The sequence below is a fragment of the Sulfitobacter sp. M13 genome, from assembly GCF_053474885.1.
Map to the genome: position 1 here is coordinate 1,943,835 of NZ_CM130281.1, position 17,253 is coordinate 1,961,087.

A 17,253-nucleotide genomic window follows, 5' to 3' on the forward strand; every position below is an offset into this window, starting at 1 on the left:
CGGCTTCGTGGCGTTCGACGACTATGATCGACCCTGCGAGTTCGCACAGTTTGAATCTACATATTTGGATCAAATCGGACCGCTGCTGGCATGAAAACCAACATGGTTTACGGGAAAGTAAGAGATTGAACTTTGGGACATCCAGAACAGTGTTGGTGGACAGCAGTTATTATCCAATTCGAAGAATCGTCTCCGTGAGGAAAGTATATGGCGGGAGATCAAGGTTCCGCGGGGCAGGGCCTTTGCGAATGCGTCCCGCGGTATCATAATGTGAGCCGTGGCAAGGGCAGAACCAGCCTTTCCAATCCCCTCGTGGTTCACCGCCGTCTTGGCCAAGCGGAATGCACCCTAGATGGGTACAGACTCCGATAACGATCAACCATTCTGGCCGCTCTGCGCGATCCGCATCAAGCGCGGGGTCAATAAGGTCAGCTCCGTCGTCGGCTTTCGCAAGCGCGATCTCTTCTTGGGTACGTCGGTCAATGAAGACAGGTTTTCCGCGCCACTTTACAGTGATGCGAGAGCCAGCCTGCACGCCTTCTATATCAACCCGAATTGATGACAACGCCGTGACATCCGCGCTCGGGTTCATCGAATTGATCAGAGGCCATATGGCAGCACCAGCTCCGACAGCCCCTGCGCCAGCGGTAGCATAATAAAGAAAGTCACGCCGCGGAGTTTCCGAGGGTTTCTCGGGATTCGGTGGAAGTGGATCGGCGGTAGAATTATGATCTGTCATGTCATTTTCCACACATAGGGTATTTCGGATCAGCCATTTACCTAGATACCCCAGGCGTAGTTTGGGATCCGACCCAGTTGCACCGATATATCGCCCAGACCGTCAATCGCTTCCAACGCAACTTTGGCCGCGTTTTCTTCATCGTTGGAATTGACAATGCCCCAGACGTCGACGCGATTGTCTGCGACAACCACATTCAGGTGGACCGGATTCAACCCGGGCACCTGTGCCAGCGCTCCCAAGACAATGTTGCGCTTTTCGTTGTCGGTTGCTTCTGATTCAACGTGAACGACGGGTTGCGCAGCCATTGCCTGCAACAGATTGGCACGGCTCACAATCCCGACAATCTCCCCATTTTCCAAAACCGGAACCCGCTTGATGTGCTTCTCTTCGAGCAATCTGGCGATCTGGCCGACGGGAACTTCCGGTGTGACGATGGTGACATCGGTGGTCATGATGTCTTTGAGATACCTACCGTGGTCGAGCACGAAGCCTTTTGCACTATTTTGGTCCCCGGAAAAGAGCGATAGCCACCAGGATCGGGTCTGTTCATGAGCCCCTTCCACACGGCGCATCAAATCCCCCTCACTCACGATGCCTGCTAGTGCACCGTCTTTGTCGAGAACAGGAACCGCACTTATTCGGTGCTGCGACATGAGTTCAGCCGCTTGCTTCACGGTTGTCTCTGGGTTTGCAGTCACAACATTTTTGGTCATGACATCAAAAGCGTTCATTTTGGATTCTCCTCATGCTCGGTTGTCCGAAGACCCCGCGAGATCAATGGCTGCTTCTGCCAATACTTTTCGTGGTCTCTGAATTTATTGACGCAGGACATGGATGAACATTACAGCGACGGGCTCTTGAAACAATTTGAGGGGTAACCGGGAGTTTGTTGAGCGCCGCGAGCTGTTGCTCCGTCTGCCCGACAATCCAGTAAATAGCGACTAAGAACGCCGTGAAGCACAGATATTTGCATCCAGTCTGCGCAGGTACCACAGAACCAACAGCGGTACAAAAATCCATTGCAGGATCGGGGTCAGACCGGTGCCAACTACCGGTAGGAGCGGCATTAGCCCGTCGTAGGCCCAACGGCCCGTGATCTCGGTGTGGACGAACTCCAAACCGATGGTCAGCAGCAGCCCTACCGCAAAAAATACAGCCAGAGCACGCCTGCTAGGGTGTATGAACCACTTGCGACTTCGGCCCAGGACGGCCGCGCACCAGAACGCCGCAAGTGCGATTGCCAGATCGCCCATCGTCGCCTTCAGACAAATGTATATACCGGCAATGTGATCCGTCTGACTCAAGCTTGAGAACAAGGGGGCTTGGAGTATTTCCCACGCAAAGTGCCCAAGGAACGACAATACCAGAAGATCAAACTCCGGAGGTAGTCGGCGAAAACGTGCAAAAGGCGATAACATCGTAATCCTACTTAACTTTTTAAGTACAAGCCATTGTGCCAATTCGGTTGCCTTCGCACGATATTGCAAACCAGAGCGTTGATCGCACTTTTTGTAAGCTGCGCCCAACGTGATGCCCAAGATTGATCTAAGTCAAGGCGAGCAATGAAAGGGAAGCCTACAAGGAATGGACCGGATTCGGGGAAATTAGGCGTATGTTCAGACTAAAGCTAGCAAAGTGGATCGGCTGGGCGCACGCGGTAACTGTTACCGCAGCAATCTTGGCGCTTCTTTTCGCGGTGCTAACTGTGGATCTTGGGAATGATCATGGCACTCTGCCGGAGCAGTCCGCCAACGAATTGATCACCGAAGCAGGAATTGTAGGCGCTCAATTAGGGCAAACTACTTCTGATACCAGTTGCCATTTTGGCCATAGCTGTCTTGCCGTGATTATTCCGAGCAGAGGCCTAGTACTACTGGGTGTCGTGGACACATCAGAACCCTCGACCGAACCACACTTCAATCCATCTGAAGTAATACGCCTACCATTCCAACCGCCACGAATCCTTTCACAGATCTGACTGCCGGCATCGGTTTCCGGTGCTGCACAACATCACGTGAAAGGATCAAAAATGTTCACTGAACAAAACAATCGCGCGACAACAGTTTCGCGCCGCGACGTTGAGGCAAAACTCGTTAAATCCCGCAATCGGTTCCTTGGCTTCCTTCGTCGACGACTGAGCAGGCCACAAGATGCCGAGGATGTTCTTCAAGACTTCTGCGTCAAGGTGCTGCGCCACCATTCACAGATTCAGAATCATGAGCGCCTTGATGCTTGGCTCGGCATCACATTGAAGCACACTCTGACTGATCACTACCGACGGCAAGCGACGCGAAATCGTGGCGCAGAAGCCTATGCGATCGAGACCAAAGTATTCCAGCAAGAAGCAACAGACCTTGATGACCCCGCCTGCACCTGCATCGTTGCCGCGATGAAGATGCTTAAGAGATCTCAGGCCGACTTGTTGACTCGGATCGATTTGAAAGATGAGTCGCGGAAGTCAGTCGCAACTGACCTGGGGCTGAGCTTGAACTCTTTGGGAGTTCGAATTCATCGCTCCAGAACCGCGCTGAAAGGAAAAATAGCGGAGGTCTGCCCGGTCTGTGGGAATGGCGACTTCATGATTTGTGACTGCGACCATTCTCCTGGCAAGCAGCCTTTGTCGACAATTCGTCGGTCTGAAATACCGACGCTGGTGTAATGGCCGCGTCTGTAGCACGTCTTCTGATCTGGAAGGGTGGAGATTATGGGAAGTGCCAGTGACAGATCAGAGTCAAATATCCCTGAAAATGCCGCCGTGCAATCGGTGGAACTCAATTTGGACTGTCGCCGTGCGCAACAGTTCGACGCCCATCAAGGAATGAGTTCGTGAAACGTCCGACTATCTCTGATCCGGCGAGTGACCCTGAACTCGACGAATTGATATGTGATTGTATCGATATGTTCCTGTCCACGCTTCCAACTGAACAGGCAAACATTCTTCAACGCGTCGATGTCGATGGAGAGCGGCCCGAGGACGTCGCACCCAGCCTGGGGCTCAGCGCAAGCGCGATAGCCGATCAACTAGGTTGTGCGCGTCAGGCACTGAAGGAGCGGTTCGCAGAGATGTCTCGGATCTGCCCGGAACACGGCTTGGCCGGGTGCGATTGCGATCTGTCGAACCGAGCGAAACTCTGACGTTCTTTGTTCCAGCGTAATGTTAGGTCGCTTCGGGCGTCTATACCTTCAACGAGACACTTACTAATGGAGAAAACGAAAATGCCGTCAAAGAATAACCCGCTCGGGACAACGTCTGATCAACAGTCAAAAGGCTGCTGTTGCGGATCCTCTTCCGAGAAGCAAGAGGCTACTGCGGCACAACCGCTCAGTGGTGACGCGCCTGTCGCAACTAGAGTTGAAAAAAGCAGTGCCATCGATACCCGAACTGACGGGTGCTGTGGCACACACTGATCCGTCACATCCCGGCGTGTGTCGCCGGGTTTCGTCCTATGAGGAGAAATAACTATGACACTCATCCTATTCGCCTTTGCATCCGGCCTACTCATATTTGCGTCCAGCGTGAGCCACCGGCGTTTCGAAATTGTCGCGTTGAGAGCTGATGAAAGCGATGGCGGCAAACCACCCGGCACATCAGAAGGATTGCCCTTATAATCGGCCTGATCGGGGCTCCGCTGTACTGATCGCGGCGCGGCACCTTTGTCTAGCTAGGTTGTTTCGCACTCCCAGAGAACGGTTTGGCTCCGATCTCGGACGACGCAGGCCGGCGGATGTAAGCATGCGTGACCCAATGCGTCTGTATTTTCAATGCAGCATTTGAGATCGGAGGCACAGACATGAGGTATGAAAATCGCCGAGATGCATATGCGAATAACGCAAAAACGCCATCCTATTGGTCACGCTGGCCTGATCTAAAGAACATCGACGATAGGGAATTGTTCGCACTGATTGACGAAATGACCGCAACGCTGCTGGGTTTTCTGGATGCGGACGACGCAGATATCTTGTCGCGAGCCGACCTGACTGGTCAAACTGTTGAGCACATAGCGCGGGAAACCGGGCGGACCGTGACCGACGTTGAGATACGATTGCGCGAAGCGCGTGAGCATCTATGTCGCTTCGTCATCCTGACACTCAGGCCGCTGGAGAAGGCGGTTCAGAATCAATCGAAAAAGCGGTTCATTAACGTATAGATCAAACAGAATATGCGCGCCAATCCTGGGGCTAAAGGACAATGAATTGTTGAACTCTTGAGCATTCTGACAACTGCAAAGATCATCCTCGTGATGTTCCTTTGGGCGAGCTGTTATCCGTTGATAACGATTGGCATTGCCTATGCTCCGCATCTGACGTTCGCGACGATGCGGGCAATGATGGCTGGGATAACTCTGTTGGGGCTCGCGCTGGTTCTGCGCCGCCCGTTTCCAAGTGGCCGGAAGACTTGGATGAGCCTCGCGATCATAGGTTTAGGGGCCACCAGCCTGGGATATTTTGGCATGTTCCATGCGGCCGAATTTGTTTCGCCAGGGATTGCCACAGTTATCGCAAACACCCAGCCCTTGTTGGCTGCGGGCCTTGCCAGTGTCGTCCTAGGTGAGCGCTTAACGGTTTGGGGAAAATTGGGCCTCGGCCTCGGGTTTCTGGGAATCGTCGTCATCGCTGCCCCGCGGTTATTTTCAGGTGGCCAGGAGAGTTATATAATCGGGGTTGCGTACATCGTTCTGGCTGCTCTCGGCATTACCATCAGCAATGTGATGCTCAAACGGATTGCGGATACGGTTGATCCGCTGATGGCCATCGGTCTGCAATTGCTGATCGGTAGTATCCCACTGGCGATTATTGCCGCGGTGACCGAAGACTTCAGTCTGGTCCAGTGGTCCCCCGGTTTCTTTTTCGCATTGATTGGATTGGCACTGTTCGGGTCTGCGCTAGTCTATGTAATCTGGCTGTCGGTTCTTGTCGAAGTGCCGCTGAGCAAGGCCAATGCATACAGCTTTCTGGTGCCGGTGTTCGGGCTGACTATGGGCATGTTATTCTATGGCGAATCTCTAGGCTGGCCAGAAATGATGGGCGTCACCCTCGCCCTTGTTGGGGTCACGATGGTAACTCAAAAGGGCATTGCACAACCCAAACCTGTCGGCGCTACACTGTGATGCGGCGACCTTGTTCAGATCAAAGTGGTCAACTTGTGAACATCAGTGCTCGTCGCGCGGTCCATTCCCCGCCCTGGGGCAAGAGGCTCCTTAAAGGACGGCGGTCAGGCCACAACCAACTGGATCTCACTATACTTGTCTGTAGCCTTTCCAGCGAAAATTTCCAGTCGCTGGTGCAATCAGAAGACCCGCGCATTGTCCCGCCGTGTGCAGTTTGCCTCAGACCGACACGGCGTTCCGGCTGTCGAGCGCCGAAACTGAAGGCTGGAAAGTGACGGACGCTAGCACCCAGACGAGTGTTCAGCACAAGTCCTTCGCCCTCGTTTTCAGCGGTGGTGGGGGAAGAGGGCTTTCACATGTTGGGGTTCTGAAGGCGCTGAACAGTTGGGGCCATTTCCCAAATGCAATAGTCGGCGTGTCGAAGGGGGCTGTGGTCGGCGCAACCTATGCGCTGAACCCGAACTGGTACCGGGATCTGGTCGAAATGGATACCAGCGGTTTCCCGTCGACGCCGAATTTTCAGGGCCAGCGCCTTACCGAAAGAGTGAGGGGCCTCACAATTGCGCTGCTCGCAGCGCGCGACATGTATTTTGGCTGGGGCGCCGGAGCACGCACCGAGAGTTGGGGGCGGGGCGTGCTTTCCTCTTTGACAAAGGGTAAAAACTTAGAGGAAGGGCGCATTCCCTTCTTTGCCTGCGCTACTGATGTGCTGTCAGGCGAACGGGTTGTGCATAGCAGGGGGTCTGCCGCTGACTACGTCTATGCTAGTGCCGCCCTTGCAGGTATCCTACCCCCGCTGATTGATGGCCCGCATGTCCTGATGGATGGCGTATATGCGGACATCGCACCCATTGATGTGGCGCGGAGCACGGGCGTTGATGTGGTGATCGCCGTTGATCCAAGTCAGCCAGAAACCAAGGTCGCACCACGCAACTGGGTTCAGGCGATGTTAAGATCTGTTGAAATTTGCCAGAATGAACACGCCCGGTTGCGGTTTAGCCAGGCCGATATGGTTATCAGGCCAAAATTTCGTAACAGTATAGGAACACTGGAGTTTCGCTCCAAGCGCCATTGCATCGCTTCAGGTGTGATGGCTGTGCGCCGCTCGGGTGTTCAATTCAGATCTCTACTCCTTCAGGACGTTTGAAATATGCCCAACCGCTCCCAAAGTTAGGGATGCCGCATTTCCTGAATAGATGCAGCACACCCGAATTGTTATAGTCCAAACTACCCACGTGGCAGTTCGGACCGAGTGGTAGCTAGATCTTGAGCCGTCGCAAACGTAATGCGTTCAGCACCACAGACAGCGATGAGGCGCTCATCGCAAAGGCCGCGAATATCGGACCGATCAAGATGCCTGTAAAGGGGTAGAGAATGCCTGCAGCGATCGGTACGCCCGCTGCATTGTAGATCAGCGCAAAGAACAAGTTTTGCTTTATGTTTGCCATCGTGCCTGTTGACAGTTTGCGCGCCCGCACGATGCCGTTCAGATCCCCCTTGACCAAGGTGAAACCTGCACTTTCGATCGCTACGTCGGCACCCGTGCCCATTGCAATCCCGACATCTGCTTGAGCTAGGGCAGGGGCATCATTGACGCCGTCGCCTGCCATTGCCACCTTATGGCCCTCTGCCTGCAACTCCTTAATGATGCGGGCCTTGTCTTCGGGCATCACATCGGCGCGTATCTCGTCGATACCGAGCCGACCGGCCACCGCCCGCGCAGTGCGTTCGTTGTCACCGGTTGCCATTATGATACGGAACCCCAAATCGTGAAGCGCCTTCAAAGCGCCCGGTGTGGTTTCCTTGACCGGATCTGCAACGCTGACCAACCCTGCGATGGTACCATCAAGCACCACGAACATCACCGTCTCACCATCGTCACGACGTGCATCGGCGGTCTTGATCAAATCGCCACCGTCAAGACCAAGTTGCTGCATCAGCTTAGCATTACCAAGCGCCACAGCTTTGCCATCGACAACACCTTTAACCCCCATGCCGGTAACAGCCTCGAAGTCGTCGGCCTTGCCGAGGCTCACGCCACGTTCTTCGGCACCGCGTACGATTGCATCGGCCAAGGGGTGTTCCGATCCCTTTTCGAGCGTGGCAGCCAGACGCAACACTTCTGCCTCGTTATGGCCTGTTTCGGGCAGTACTGCGACCAGTTTGGGTTTGCCTTCGGTGAGGGTGCCGGTCTTATCAACGATCAGCGTGTCGACCTTTGCAAACCGTTCTAGGGACTCGGCGTTCTTGATGAGCACGCCCATCTGCGCGCCCCGTCCGGTTGCCGTCATGATCGACATCGGCGTCGCTAAACCCAGTGCACAGGGACAGGCGATGATCAGTACGGCTACAGCCGAAACTAGCGCGTAGGCCAAGGCTGGTGCCGGTCCCCAGATCGCCCAGGAAATGAACGAAAGGATTGCGATGCCGATCACCGCAGGCACAAACTTGCCCGCCACCATGTCGGCGAATTTCTGGATCGGTGCACGGCTTTTCTGGGCATTGGCCACCATCTCGACGATCTGACTCAGCATCGTGTCGGCACCGACTCTGGTGGCCGTCATCACCAGACTGCCGGTGCCGTTGATCGTGGCCCCTGTCACCTTGTCGCCCGCGACTTTCTCAACCGGCACAGGTTCTCCCGAGATCATGCTTTCATCTATCGATGACCGGCCTTCGATCACCTCGCCATCAACCGGCACCTTGTCGCCCGGACGTACCCGCAAATGATCGCCAACCTGCACATCTTCCAGCGGAATCTCTTCTTCGCTGTCGTCGGCCCTGATCACCCGCGCGGTCTTGGCAGCCATGTCCAACAACGCTCGGATCGCTCTGCCGGTGCCCTCGCGGGCGCGCAGTTCCATTACTTGGCCCAACAGTACCAACACAACTATGACCGCGGCGGCCTCGAAGTAGACACCAACGTTGCCACTTTCGTCGCGGAATCCATCAGGAAAGATTCCGGGAGCCAGCACAGCGACGATACTGAAGATGTAGGCTGCCGAAACGCCCATACCGATCAGACTGAACATGTTAAGATTCATTGTGCGGAACGAATTGAAGCCGCGAACGAAAAAGGGCCATCCTGACCAAAGAATTATTGGAGTGCCGATTATCAGCTCAAGCCACAATGAAGTGCGTTCGCCGAAGGTTTCCATGAACCAAGTGAAGCCAACGAATGGCCCCATCGAGAGTACCAAAAGAGGCACAGTGAGTACGGCACCAAACCAGAACCGGCGCGTGAAATCTACGAGTTCGGGGTTCGCTCCCTGATCGCCGGTTGAACCGGCCTCCATTTGCAGCCCCATGCCGCAGATCGGACAGGCTTCGGGTTTGGTGCTTCGCACTTCGGCGTGCATCGGGCAGGTATAAACAGGCCCGGTAAAGCCGGACGGAACGGTATCGTATTTACCACCTTTAACCGGGGCCGCTGCGGTATGGCCGTGGGCGTGACCGGAATGACCGCGACTTTCGCCCTCCGGGACAAGGTGCATTTTGCATTTGGGGCAGTCGCCCGCCTCGGTACGGCGGACCTCCGGGTGCATTTGACAGGTGTAGACTGTCCCGGAAAACCCTGTTGGCACTGTGTCATCGGATTGATCCGGGACTGTGACTGTTGGTCTGTCCTGACCACCAGACACCAAATTAAGTCGTTCCTTAGTCATTTTTATGTCTCCTTTTCATCTCTTTGAGATTTCAGCTTTGGGTCTAGTGAAACACCATGCCGGCTACATTGAACCCTGCGTCCACGTGCAGAACTTCGCCTGTCGTGCCGGTCGTGTAGTCGCTGGCTAGAAGCAGCGCGGCGCGGCCAACCTCATCCGGTGTCACTGTCCGCCGCAAGGGCGCTTTGGCGACGGTTTCATCGATCAATTCGTCGAAATGCTCGATGCCGGACGACGCGCGCGTCCGTATTGCGCCTGCAGAAATCGCGTTGACCCGGATCGCTTTTGGGCCAAGTTCGTGCGCAAGATAACGCACCGATGATTCAAGGGCTGCCTTGACCGGTCCCATGACATTGTAGTGGTCCACAACCTTTTCGGCACCCAGAAAACTGAGCGTAGTCAGGCTGCCACCTTGCGTCATGAGCGGCTCGGCCAATTTGGCCATCCGGATGAACGAATGGCACGAGACCAGCATTGATTGGGCGAACCCTGCACCCGAACTGTCTATCAGGCGGCCGTGCAGATCCTCTGCCGGTGCCCAGGCTATCGAGTGGAGGAGGAAGTCGAGACGGCCCCAAGTTTTTTCGATGGTCGCGAAAACCGCTTCCAACGACCCCTCCTGCGTCACATCGCAGGACAGAAAAATCGTTGCGGCGACACGCTTTGCCACCGGTTCGACATAGGTCCGGGCTTTGTCGTTGAAATAAGTCAGGGCCAACTCGGCCCCGGCGGCGTGAAAATGCTGTGCGGCGGCCCAGGCGAGGCTGTGTTCATTGGCGATACCCACGACAAGGCCCTTCTTTCCTGAAAGGTCGAGAGCTTCCGCCGGATTCAAGGGTTTGTCGCAAGTGGTCATTGCGCGGCTTCCCGAACTTGCGGCGGCGTGCCGACCGGACAGGGTTGAAGGTTTGTTACGGCGGGCAGGGGACAGCATGCAGCTTCCGGCTGCGGTGCGGCGGCAATGCTACTTTCGGCAGGACTTGCTCGCGGTTCAACCTTGGGTCTGCGGTGGTGCATCAGGGCGGCAATCGCCAGGGCCGCGAGTCTTGCCGGTGCCGGATCAGCGCGCGAGGTCAGCACGACCGGTGCTGCCAATCCGATAGCAATCCCCGCCGCAACGCCTCCGGCCAAGTATTCCAGCGACTTGGCCAGGATATTGCCCGAGACGAGATCGGGCACCAGCAAGATATCAGCAGAGCCTGCCACATCAGACAGGATACCTTTTTCGGTCGCGGCACGCGCCGATATGGCATTGTCGAGCGCCAGCGGTCCATCCACCTCGGCCCCGGTGATCTGGCCGCGTCGGGACATCAAAGTGAGACAGGCGGCATCCAGTGTCGAGGCGATGTCGGCCGTCACTGTCTCTACCGCCGACAACACTGCAACCTTTGGTCTCACCACCCCCAACATACGAAACAGATCGACCGCATTCTGGCAGATCTGCGCTTTGGCGGCCAGATTGGGCGCAATGTTGATTGCGGCGTCGGTGATACCGAGCAGTCGCTCATGACCAGGGAGCGTCACCACGTAAACATGACTGACACGCTGCCCCGGAAGCCGAAGTCCAAGATCCTTTTCGAGAAGTGCGCGCATGAAGATGTCGGTGTGCAGGTTACCCTTCATCACCACATCCGCCTTGCCCGTCCGTACCAGTGCGACCACGCGGGCGGCCGCTTCGGCATCGTCGGCCACGGCGATGATCGCGTCCTGCCCAACCGTCCAGCCTAGATCGGCGGCGATCGTGCGGATTGCGTTTGGGTCACCGACAAGTAGCGGTGTCGCCAGACCAACTCGTTCGGCATCGCGCAGTGTTTCCATCACCACTTTCTGAGCGGCGTCGGCCACCGCGACCCGGACCGGGCCTGCCTTGCAGGCCGCGCGCGTCAGGTCATCGAATGGCGCGAGGTTATCGTTCATTGTTCACGCCTCCCGCGCCATCGGTTGGCTGGCCATGAAGTCGTGGACATGACCTGCGATCATCGCCTCTTCATCGGTCTGACGCACCTCGACCGCAACGCCCGCTGACCCGGTCGAAATCACCGGATCGCCGCTAAGGTTTGCGGTTTTGTCCAATACGATGCCGAGATAACCCAGCCCGCTACAAATGCCCGCCCTGACCTGCGGCGCATTGGCACCGATGCCGCCGGTAAACACCAAACGGTCGATCCCACCCAAAGCCGCTGTCAGGCCCGCAAGATGCCGCCGGGCATGGTAGCAGAAATACGCCACCGCCTCTGTTGCCGCGTCATCAGGGCGTTGCAGCAATTCCTGCATGTTGCGGCTGATGCCGGACAGGCCAAGAAGACCGCTTTCGGCGTAGAGCATCTGCGAAACCGCCTGTGGCGTCATACCTTTCTCGATCAGAAGGTGTAACAGCAGGCCGGGGTCAACATCGCCTGACCTCGTACCCATCGGCAACCCGGCGATTGTCGAAAACCCCATCGTCGTCTCGAGGCTCTTTCCATCGCGGATCGCACACATCGACGCACCGTTGCCAAGATGAGCCACGACGATCCGTTCGGCATCAACAGCGACACCCGCGTCGCGCAGCGCCTTGACGATGTATTCGTAAGACAGCCCGTGGAAACCGTAGCGGCGCAGCCCTCCATCTTGAAGCGTTCGAGGCAAGCCCGACAGGCGGGCAATGTGCGGCAGGTCATGATGGAAAGACGTGTCAAAGCAGGCAATCTGAGTAAGATCGGGTCGCGCGATCCGCACCGCATCGATCCCGGCAAGGTTGGCAGGAAGATGCAGCGGGGCAAGCACCGTCAGCTGTTGCAATTGCGCCCTTAGCGCGGGCGTCACCTGTTCGGGACAGTCGCAATCCGGTCCGCCATGCGCAATCCGGTGACCGACGGCAACCAATTTGACGTCGCTTGCTTCATGTTCAGTGGCGAGTAACAGCCGTTTCAGAGCGGTCTCATGGTCGTCGAAGTTCCCGGTTGCCTCGCGGACTACCGTGTCGCGGGCGTCTGAAAGTCGAAACCGGGCACCGGGCAGCCCGATGCGCTCGATCGCGCCCGACCAAAGTCGGCGAGGCGGTTCGCTATTGGTTAAGATCGCGAACTTCAGACTGGATGAGCCGGCGTTGAGTGTCAGCAAGGCGCTATCTGGCATCTAGGCGAACCTTCTGATTGGTCAGAAGCATCCTGACAGCCGGAACGGTTGGTTGTTCGCGCAGATGCGAGAACAGCGACTTGGCCGTCAAGCTACTGTCGATGAAGTCGCTCAATACAACCTCACTTCCCGACAGCATGGCGTTTTCCTTTGGCTGGATTGGATTTGGCCGGGCTGACCTTTGATTTGACTTCACCTGACACAGACGGGGCCAGGGGGGCAGGTTTGGGGTAGCCGCCATAGAGCAGCCGGAAGACTTGCTCATGGTTTGCGTCACGGCGTTCGCGCGCGCCCTTTATCATCTGCCCGACATCAGACATCGCCTTGCGTTCCGCGACGATACCCGGATGATCGGCGGGCAGAGGCTGGCGGGTGTCGCGCAGGGAGTCTGCCATCATCCGCACACCGCGCATCCATGGATTATACGCCTCGGAAAACATGTACCGGCTTGTCCGCATCGGATGCAGTGATTTCAGCAACTTGGCACTGGCTGGCGTGGTCATCGCTCGCACCCATGGGCTGACGAAGGCGCTGTAGAAGCTGTCCAGCGTCGTCGAGACCTCGGCTACCTTTTCGAAAGCTTCGCGCGGATAATCCGCCTTTAGATCTGATACCTCGCGCGGCTCGTAGGTCACGATCAGATCGGCCTTGTGGCAATCGGGATCGCCTGTGGGGTTTTCGATCTTCATCTCATACAGACCGGGCTCAAGCGCCTCGATCTCGTCCAGGCTTTCCAGGATGGCCCTGTGTTCCAGCTTGGCCACGCTGGCCGAGACGAAAATACCCAGGTGCCCGACATGCGGGTTGGTCAGATAAACGATGCGCTGCCCGGAGGCGATCAGGTCAGCAGTGTCGGTATAGACTTCGGCGACCCACCCGAGCGCTTGCGCAGGCGGCGTGATATTGTCGCCAAAAGACGCAAAGACGATGATCGGGTTGGTGATCTGCCGCAAATCCACCGCGCAGTCGTCGTCGATTTCCATCGTGCCCTTCTCCAGCTTGTTGCCGATGAACAGGTTTTTGACGATCGACATCATTTCGGGGCTGCTGAGCGCGTAATAGCCTCCCCACCAGCGTTCAAATTCCAGAAAGCGGTCGGCTTCGGTGTCGATATTCGTCAAAAGATTGGCGTGCTTTTCCCAGATCGCCTTTTCCGGCTGCAGGCTTTCGAAATTCTTCGCAAGCCATGCACCGTCGAACCTTCCGTCGCCCAGATCGCCCATCAGGTGCGTCAGCCAGGCCCCGCCCAGCAGGCCACCGGAAATACGCATCGGGTTCACGCCGTCTTCGCCTGCCCAATACGACAGCGGCGAGCCGTTCAGAACCACCGGCCCCGCCAAACCTTCGCAATCGGCGGCCAGCAGCGTTACTGCCCAGCCCGCCTGACAGTTGCCATAGAGTACAGGCGGTTTTCCCGGGTGAAGCACAGCGACTTCCTCAACGAAGCGGCGTAAAGCGTGCAGCACATCCGCCAATGTCTGTCCGGGCATTGGTTCGGAAAAAAACACGACGAAATAGACAGGATTGCCCTCGTGCATCGCCATTCCGACCTCGCTGTCGCGCTTGAACCCGCCAATCCCGGGGCCATGCCCGGCGCGCGGATCAATGACGATCACCGGCGGTTTTTCGGGATCGAGACAGTCGACAAGACATTCGTCGTCGATTTCGGTGATTTTCAGCAGGGCATAGTTCGCCGGAGTGTCAAACCGGCGGGCATCCAACACAGTCTCGTACTTGAAATCCAGCAACGGCGGCATTCCGGCCCGTTCATGGTCGCGCATGTTGTCGGCGCGCTGCCGCAGAGTGTCAAAGAACAGGATTGAACGTTCCCACAGATCCTGCGGGTAGGAAACTGGCGATGCCACCGGCGTTGTCGGAGAGACGACCGGTAGCTTGTCCATGGTCGGAGCTTTCGGTTTCGCAGCGAGCATGTGGTGAACATCACTCATTTGGCAGCCCTTTCGGAGAAGTAATTGAACAGCGGTACGAAGAGGACCGCGATAAACCAGCCATAGGCGAAGGCCTCGACCAGACCGATGACAAAGCTAGACATACTTATCCACGCAAAGCCCGGAAGCAGCGGGAGCCAGGCTTGATACATCGTCATCGTGGGAAAGATCAGGCCGAAGCCGACGCACAAGACGAAGGATATCGCGAGGAATATCCCGGTGCTCATCCCAATCGCATAGATCGAAAGCCGCCCAACGGTAACTCCCATCGAACCGGTGAATTCATGGTCCTGCGTCATATTCTGGTCTCCAACTTGTAAGTCTGCTTCGTAGAACTTCTGTCTATGGAGACGCGCGATGCAGGTGGGCCTTACAATCCCAGCACTATTATTTTGGCCGAAAGTGAAAAGCCTGCAGATATGGGAGAGAAGTCGCTCACCGGTTGTCTCTTTTTTGGACAACACCCAACCGGATTGACACAGCTATGCGTCAGGATAGTGAACTGGATGTCAGAGATGATACCTCTCGATATGACGAGCGGCGCATTGTGCTTGTTCACTGATACAAAGATTTTCAAGCACGTGAGGGCCAGAGCCTGATCAAATATGCATCGAATTAGTCCTCGGGTTATTTTGGCCGCAGCAGGATGGTCCAATAGTCTTGGAACTGCTGCGGTCAAAATGCACAGAACACAAACGGTACTGCGATTTTGAGGGGTCCAAAGTTTTAGTCACTTGTTGCTCAGCGCATTTTCAGGTGTGATGCTTTCCCGTCGGAAATTGTCAAAATAGACCGCGCCATCGCCTTGCATTACATCGCGATAAATTCCGAACTTGAAGTACTGTGTTGCTCCTGACTCTATGGGGTACCCGATAGAGCCAGTAACCGTGGCGATGAACTTGCCATTGGCCCATATCTCTATGAGGCCCGTACCGTAAAGTCCTGCGCGAACCCGGTATTTCATGTCTATCCAACTGCCGAGCGGTTCAGGTAGTGTTGGATCGGCCGATTGCTGGACTTTTACGTCAGTGCTACAATTATGTTGGAATTTTTCTGGCAGAACGGAATGACTTAGTGCGCTCGCATCGGAAAGCTCGTCAGCTTGATGTTCCGAATGCGCCGTACTCGGGATCGGCAAGTTTTGTAACGACGATTGCGCAACAAGCACACGGCAATTACCGTCCTGAACGGTGATGTGAAATACACCATGTTCAAAGCGTTGTGCCAGAAACGGGCTTCCGCTGCCTTCCTGTTTCCACTGTCCCGACACCCACCGCGTGTTTTCGCGAATGGGCGTTTCCGATGTCAGGAAGAAGCTGAAGCTGTACCAGGCGTCGGTCCCAAACGGAATGCGGTATTTTTTGGCCAGGCGTACTTCCGTACGTTGACAGTAATTGTCGCAGGATAGATCCTGGACTCTAGTGCCAAAGGCCAATGACTGTTTGCCGTTCCTGAATTGTCCGTTTTCCAGCCAATAGCTGGCAGGAGAAGCTTGCTGTACTGACCAAATGTCAGCTTTGAGAATTTTCGATTCGAAGCCATCATAAACGACGTCAGCACGCGCGCTTGTCGAAATGACGAGAGTCAACAAGACCAAGAGCGCAAGAGTACGACAAGGTGTTCCACTGTCAGAAACGCGTGTTTTTAACATCATTCCTTTCCCGATCCGTCTGCGTGAGCTTCGTTTCTCAATCACGCAAGCAGTTTCTAAATAATCATGTCAAAGTGAGTTTGACATCCTTTTGATGTCAGCAAAAATTGAACAGATTAGTAGTACTTCAAGGCAAAATGGTCTTTGTGAGCTGCTGCCGGTTGCGTGGACACTGGCAGCAGCTCAGTCTGTACGTTTTCGGGGTCATTTGAACTCACAATCCATGAAAGTTCCGGCACGACAGGCTGGGCACGATTTTTCAAGCGTGGCTTTCAGCGCCTGACGAGCCCGATGCAGTCGCACATTTAGACTATTGGCCGTGACACCAAGATCGACCGCGATGCGATCGCGCGGTTCTTCGGCCAGATCGGCACGTTGCAGGAGGGTGGCATATGCGGGTTTCAGATTTAATAGGGCCGCGCCGAGGCATTTGCACGGTGTCTCGGTCTGGCTCAGTTCGACTACGTTCGCGGTGATCTTAACTTCTTGTGCATATGCTGTTTCAGCATGTTTTCTTGTCGCGCGTCGGCGATAATGGTCAATCAGCGTGTTGCGCATTGTGCGGCCAAGCCAGGCATCGGTCTTCTCGGTGTTTTGCAACGATCGTGCGGATCGGATGACTTTGAAGTTAAAATCCTGAAACGCATCCTCCGCATCTTGCGGGTTGCCAAGTTTATGTCGGAAATACGCCAGAAATGCGCTTCTCCTCTCTAGCAAGCGCTGGTTGACGAAGTTGCAGTCGGACAGCGATTTTCGAGCCCGGTCCGGGCCATGGTTCTGGGTAAGCATGTGAATCTCCGTATTCGGAAAGTTTGAACTACGAAGGAGTAGAGTGCCGTCGTATTGCGCCGCTCCGCCCCAATCAGGCTTGCTCTGGCACAGCCTTCGGTGGGCGAAATAGTTGGAATATGTGGCCATTCGGAGTGGCAATTGTAGTCTCTGTTCGCCAAATTTCGGAACTGGGCAGAAGCGGAAATGGCGAGGGAAATTTCAACGTTCGTGTGACCGCAACATCCAAGAC

The 17,253-nt window shown here is 55.7% G+C and carries 16 protein-coding genes; 5 read left to right on the top strand and 11 right to left on the bottom strand.

Annotated elements, in window-relative coordinates; all coding sequences use genetic code 11:
* Positions 1-169: 169 nt before the first annotated feature.
* The 3 genes from petA to ACVBAU_RS09250 all read right to left on the bottom strand — a co-directional run bounded on the left by petA (position 170) and on the right by ACVBAU_RS09250 (position 2,280).
* Positions 170-739: a ubiquinol-cytochrome c reductase iron-sulfur subunit gene (petA, locus tag ACVBAU_RS09240; protein ID WP_448325887.1), complete on the bottom strand. Its 570-nt coding sequence runs from the start codon at positions 737-739 to the stop codon at positions 170-172.
* Positions 740-780: 41 nt separating this feature from the next.
* The gene (locus ACVBAU_RS09245) at positions 781-1,473 is read right to left on the bottom strand and encodes a CBS domain-containing protein (protein WP_448325889.1); all 693 of its coding nucleotides are present in this window, start codon (positions 1,471-1,473) and stop codon (positions 781-783) included.
* A 210-nt stretch (positions 1,474-1,683) separates the two neighbouring features.
* The gene (locus ACVBAU_RS09250) at positions 1,684-2,280 is read right to left on the bottom strand and encodes a hypothetical protein (protein WP_448325891.1); all 597 of its coding nucleotides are present in this window, start codon (positions 2,278-2,280) and stop codon (positions 1,684-1,686) included.
* Positions 2,281-2,771: 491 nt separating this feature from the next.
* Between ACVBAU_RS09250 and ACVBAU_RS09255 the strand changes: the two genes are divergently transcribed.
* From ACVBAU_RS09255 to ACVBAU_RS09275, 5 genes are all read left to right on the top strand, one after another.
* On the top strand, positions 2,772-3,401 hold the full coding sequence (locus tag ACVBAU_RS09255; protein ID WP_448325893.1) for an RNA polymerase sigma factor: 630 nt from the start codon (positions 2,772-2,774) through the stop codon (positions 3,399-3,401).
* Positions 3,402-3,568: 167 nt separating this feature from the next.
* Positions 3,569-3,877: a hypothetical protein gene (locus ACVBAU_RS09260; protein ID WP_448325894.1), complete on the top strand. Its 309-nt coding sequence runs from the start codon at positions 3,569-3,571 to the stop codon at positions 3,875-3,877.
* Between the two features lie 755 nt (positions 3,878-4,632).
* A complete protein-coding gene (locus ACVBAU_RS09265) occupies positions 4,633-4,890 on the top strand; it encodes a hypothetical protein (protein ID WP_448325896.1) in 258 nt (85 codons plus the stop codon).
* Positions 4,891-4,947: 57 nt separating this feature from the next.
* A complete protein-coding gene (locus tag ACVBAU_RS09270) occupies positions 4,948-5,850 on the top strand; it encodes a DMT family transporter (RefSeq protein WP_448325898.1) in 903 nt (300 codons plus the stop codon).
* Positions 5,851-6,121: 271 nt separating this feature from the next.
* Positions 6,122-6,997, top strand: coding sequence for a patatin-like phospholipase family protein (locus tag ACVBAU_RS09275; RefSeq protein ID WP_448325900.1), 876 nt, complete (start codon positions 6,122-6,124; stop codon positions 6,995-6,997).
* A 112-nt stretch (positions 6,998-7,109) separates the two neighbouring features.
* Here the strand turns inward: ACVBAU_RS09275 and ACVBAU_RS09280 are convergent, their stop codons facing one another.
* From ACVBAU_RS09280 to ACVBAU_RS09315, 8 genes are all read right to left on the bottom strand, one after another.
* Positions 7,110-9,515 (bottom strand): copper-transporting P-type ATPase, encoded by a 2,406-nt coding sequence (locus ACVBAU_RS09280; protein ID WP_448325902.1) that lies wholly within the window; start codon positions 9,513-9,515, stop codon positions 7,110-7,112.
* A gap of 43 nt (positions 9,516-9,558) precedes the next feature.
* On the bottom strand, positions 9,559-10,371 hold the full coding sequence (gene fabI / locus ACVBAU_RS09285) for an enoyl-ACP reductase FabI (protein ID WP_448328957.1): 813 nt from the start codon (positions 10,369-10,371) through the stop codon (positions 9,559-9,561).
* Positions 10,368-11,432, bottom strand: coding sequence for a bifunctional enoyl-CoA hydratase/phosphate acetyltransferase (locus ACVBAU_RS09290; protein WP_448325903.1), 1,065 nt, complete (start codon positions 11,430-11,432; stop codon positions 10,368-10,370). Before ACVBAU_RS09290 ends, fabI begins: the two co-directional genes overlap by 4 nt.
* Before the next feature lie 3 nt (positions 11,433-11,435).
* Complete coding sequence (locus tag ACVBAU_RS09295; RefSeq protein WP_448325905.1) at positions 11,436-12,632, bottom strand: acetate/propionate family kinase; 1,197 nt, start codon at positions 12,630-12,632, stop codon at positions 11,436-11,438.
* Between the two features lie 122 nt (positions 12,633-12,754).
* Entirely contained in the window at positions 12,755-14,581 is a 1,827-nt protein-coding gene (locus ACVBAU_RS09300) for a DUF3141 domain-containing protein (protein WP_448325907.1), read from the bottom strand.
* Complete coding sequence (locus ACVBAU_RS09305) at positions 14,578-14,880, bottom strand: DUF5676 family membrane protein (protein ID WP_448325908.1); 303 nt, start codon at positions 14,878-14,880, stop codon at positions 14,578-14,580. The genes ACVBAU_RS09300 and ACVBAU_RS09305 overlap by 4 nt, the downstream gene beginning before the upstream one ends.
* Positions 14,881-15,311: 431 nt before the next feature.
* Entirely contained in the window at positions 15,312-16,235 is a 924-nt protein-coding gene (locus ACVBAU_RS09310; protein WP_448325910.1) for a heparin lyase I family protein, read from the bottom strand.
* A gap of 201 nt (positions 16,236-16,436) precedes the next feature.
* A complete protein-coding gene (locus tag ACVBAU_RS09315; protein WP_448325912.1) occupies positions 16,437-17,021 on the bottom strand; it encodes an RNA polymerase sigma factor in 585 nt (194 codons plus the stop codon).
* Positions 17,022-17,253 lie beyond the last annotated feature (232 nt).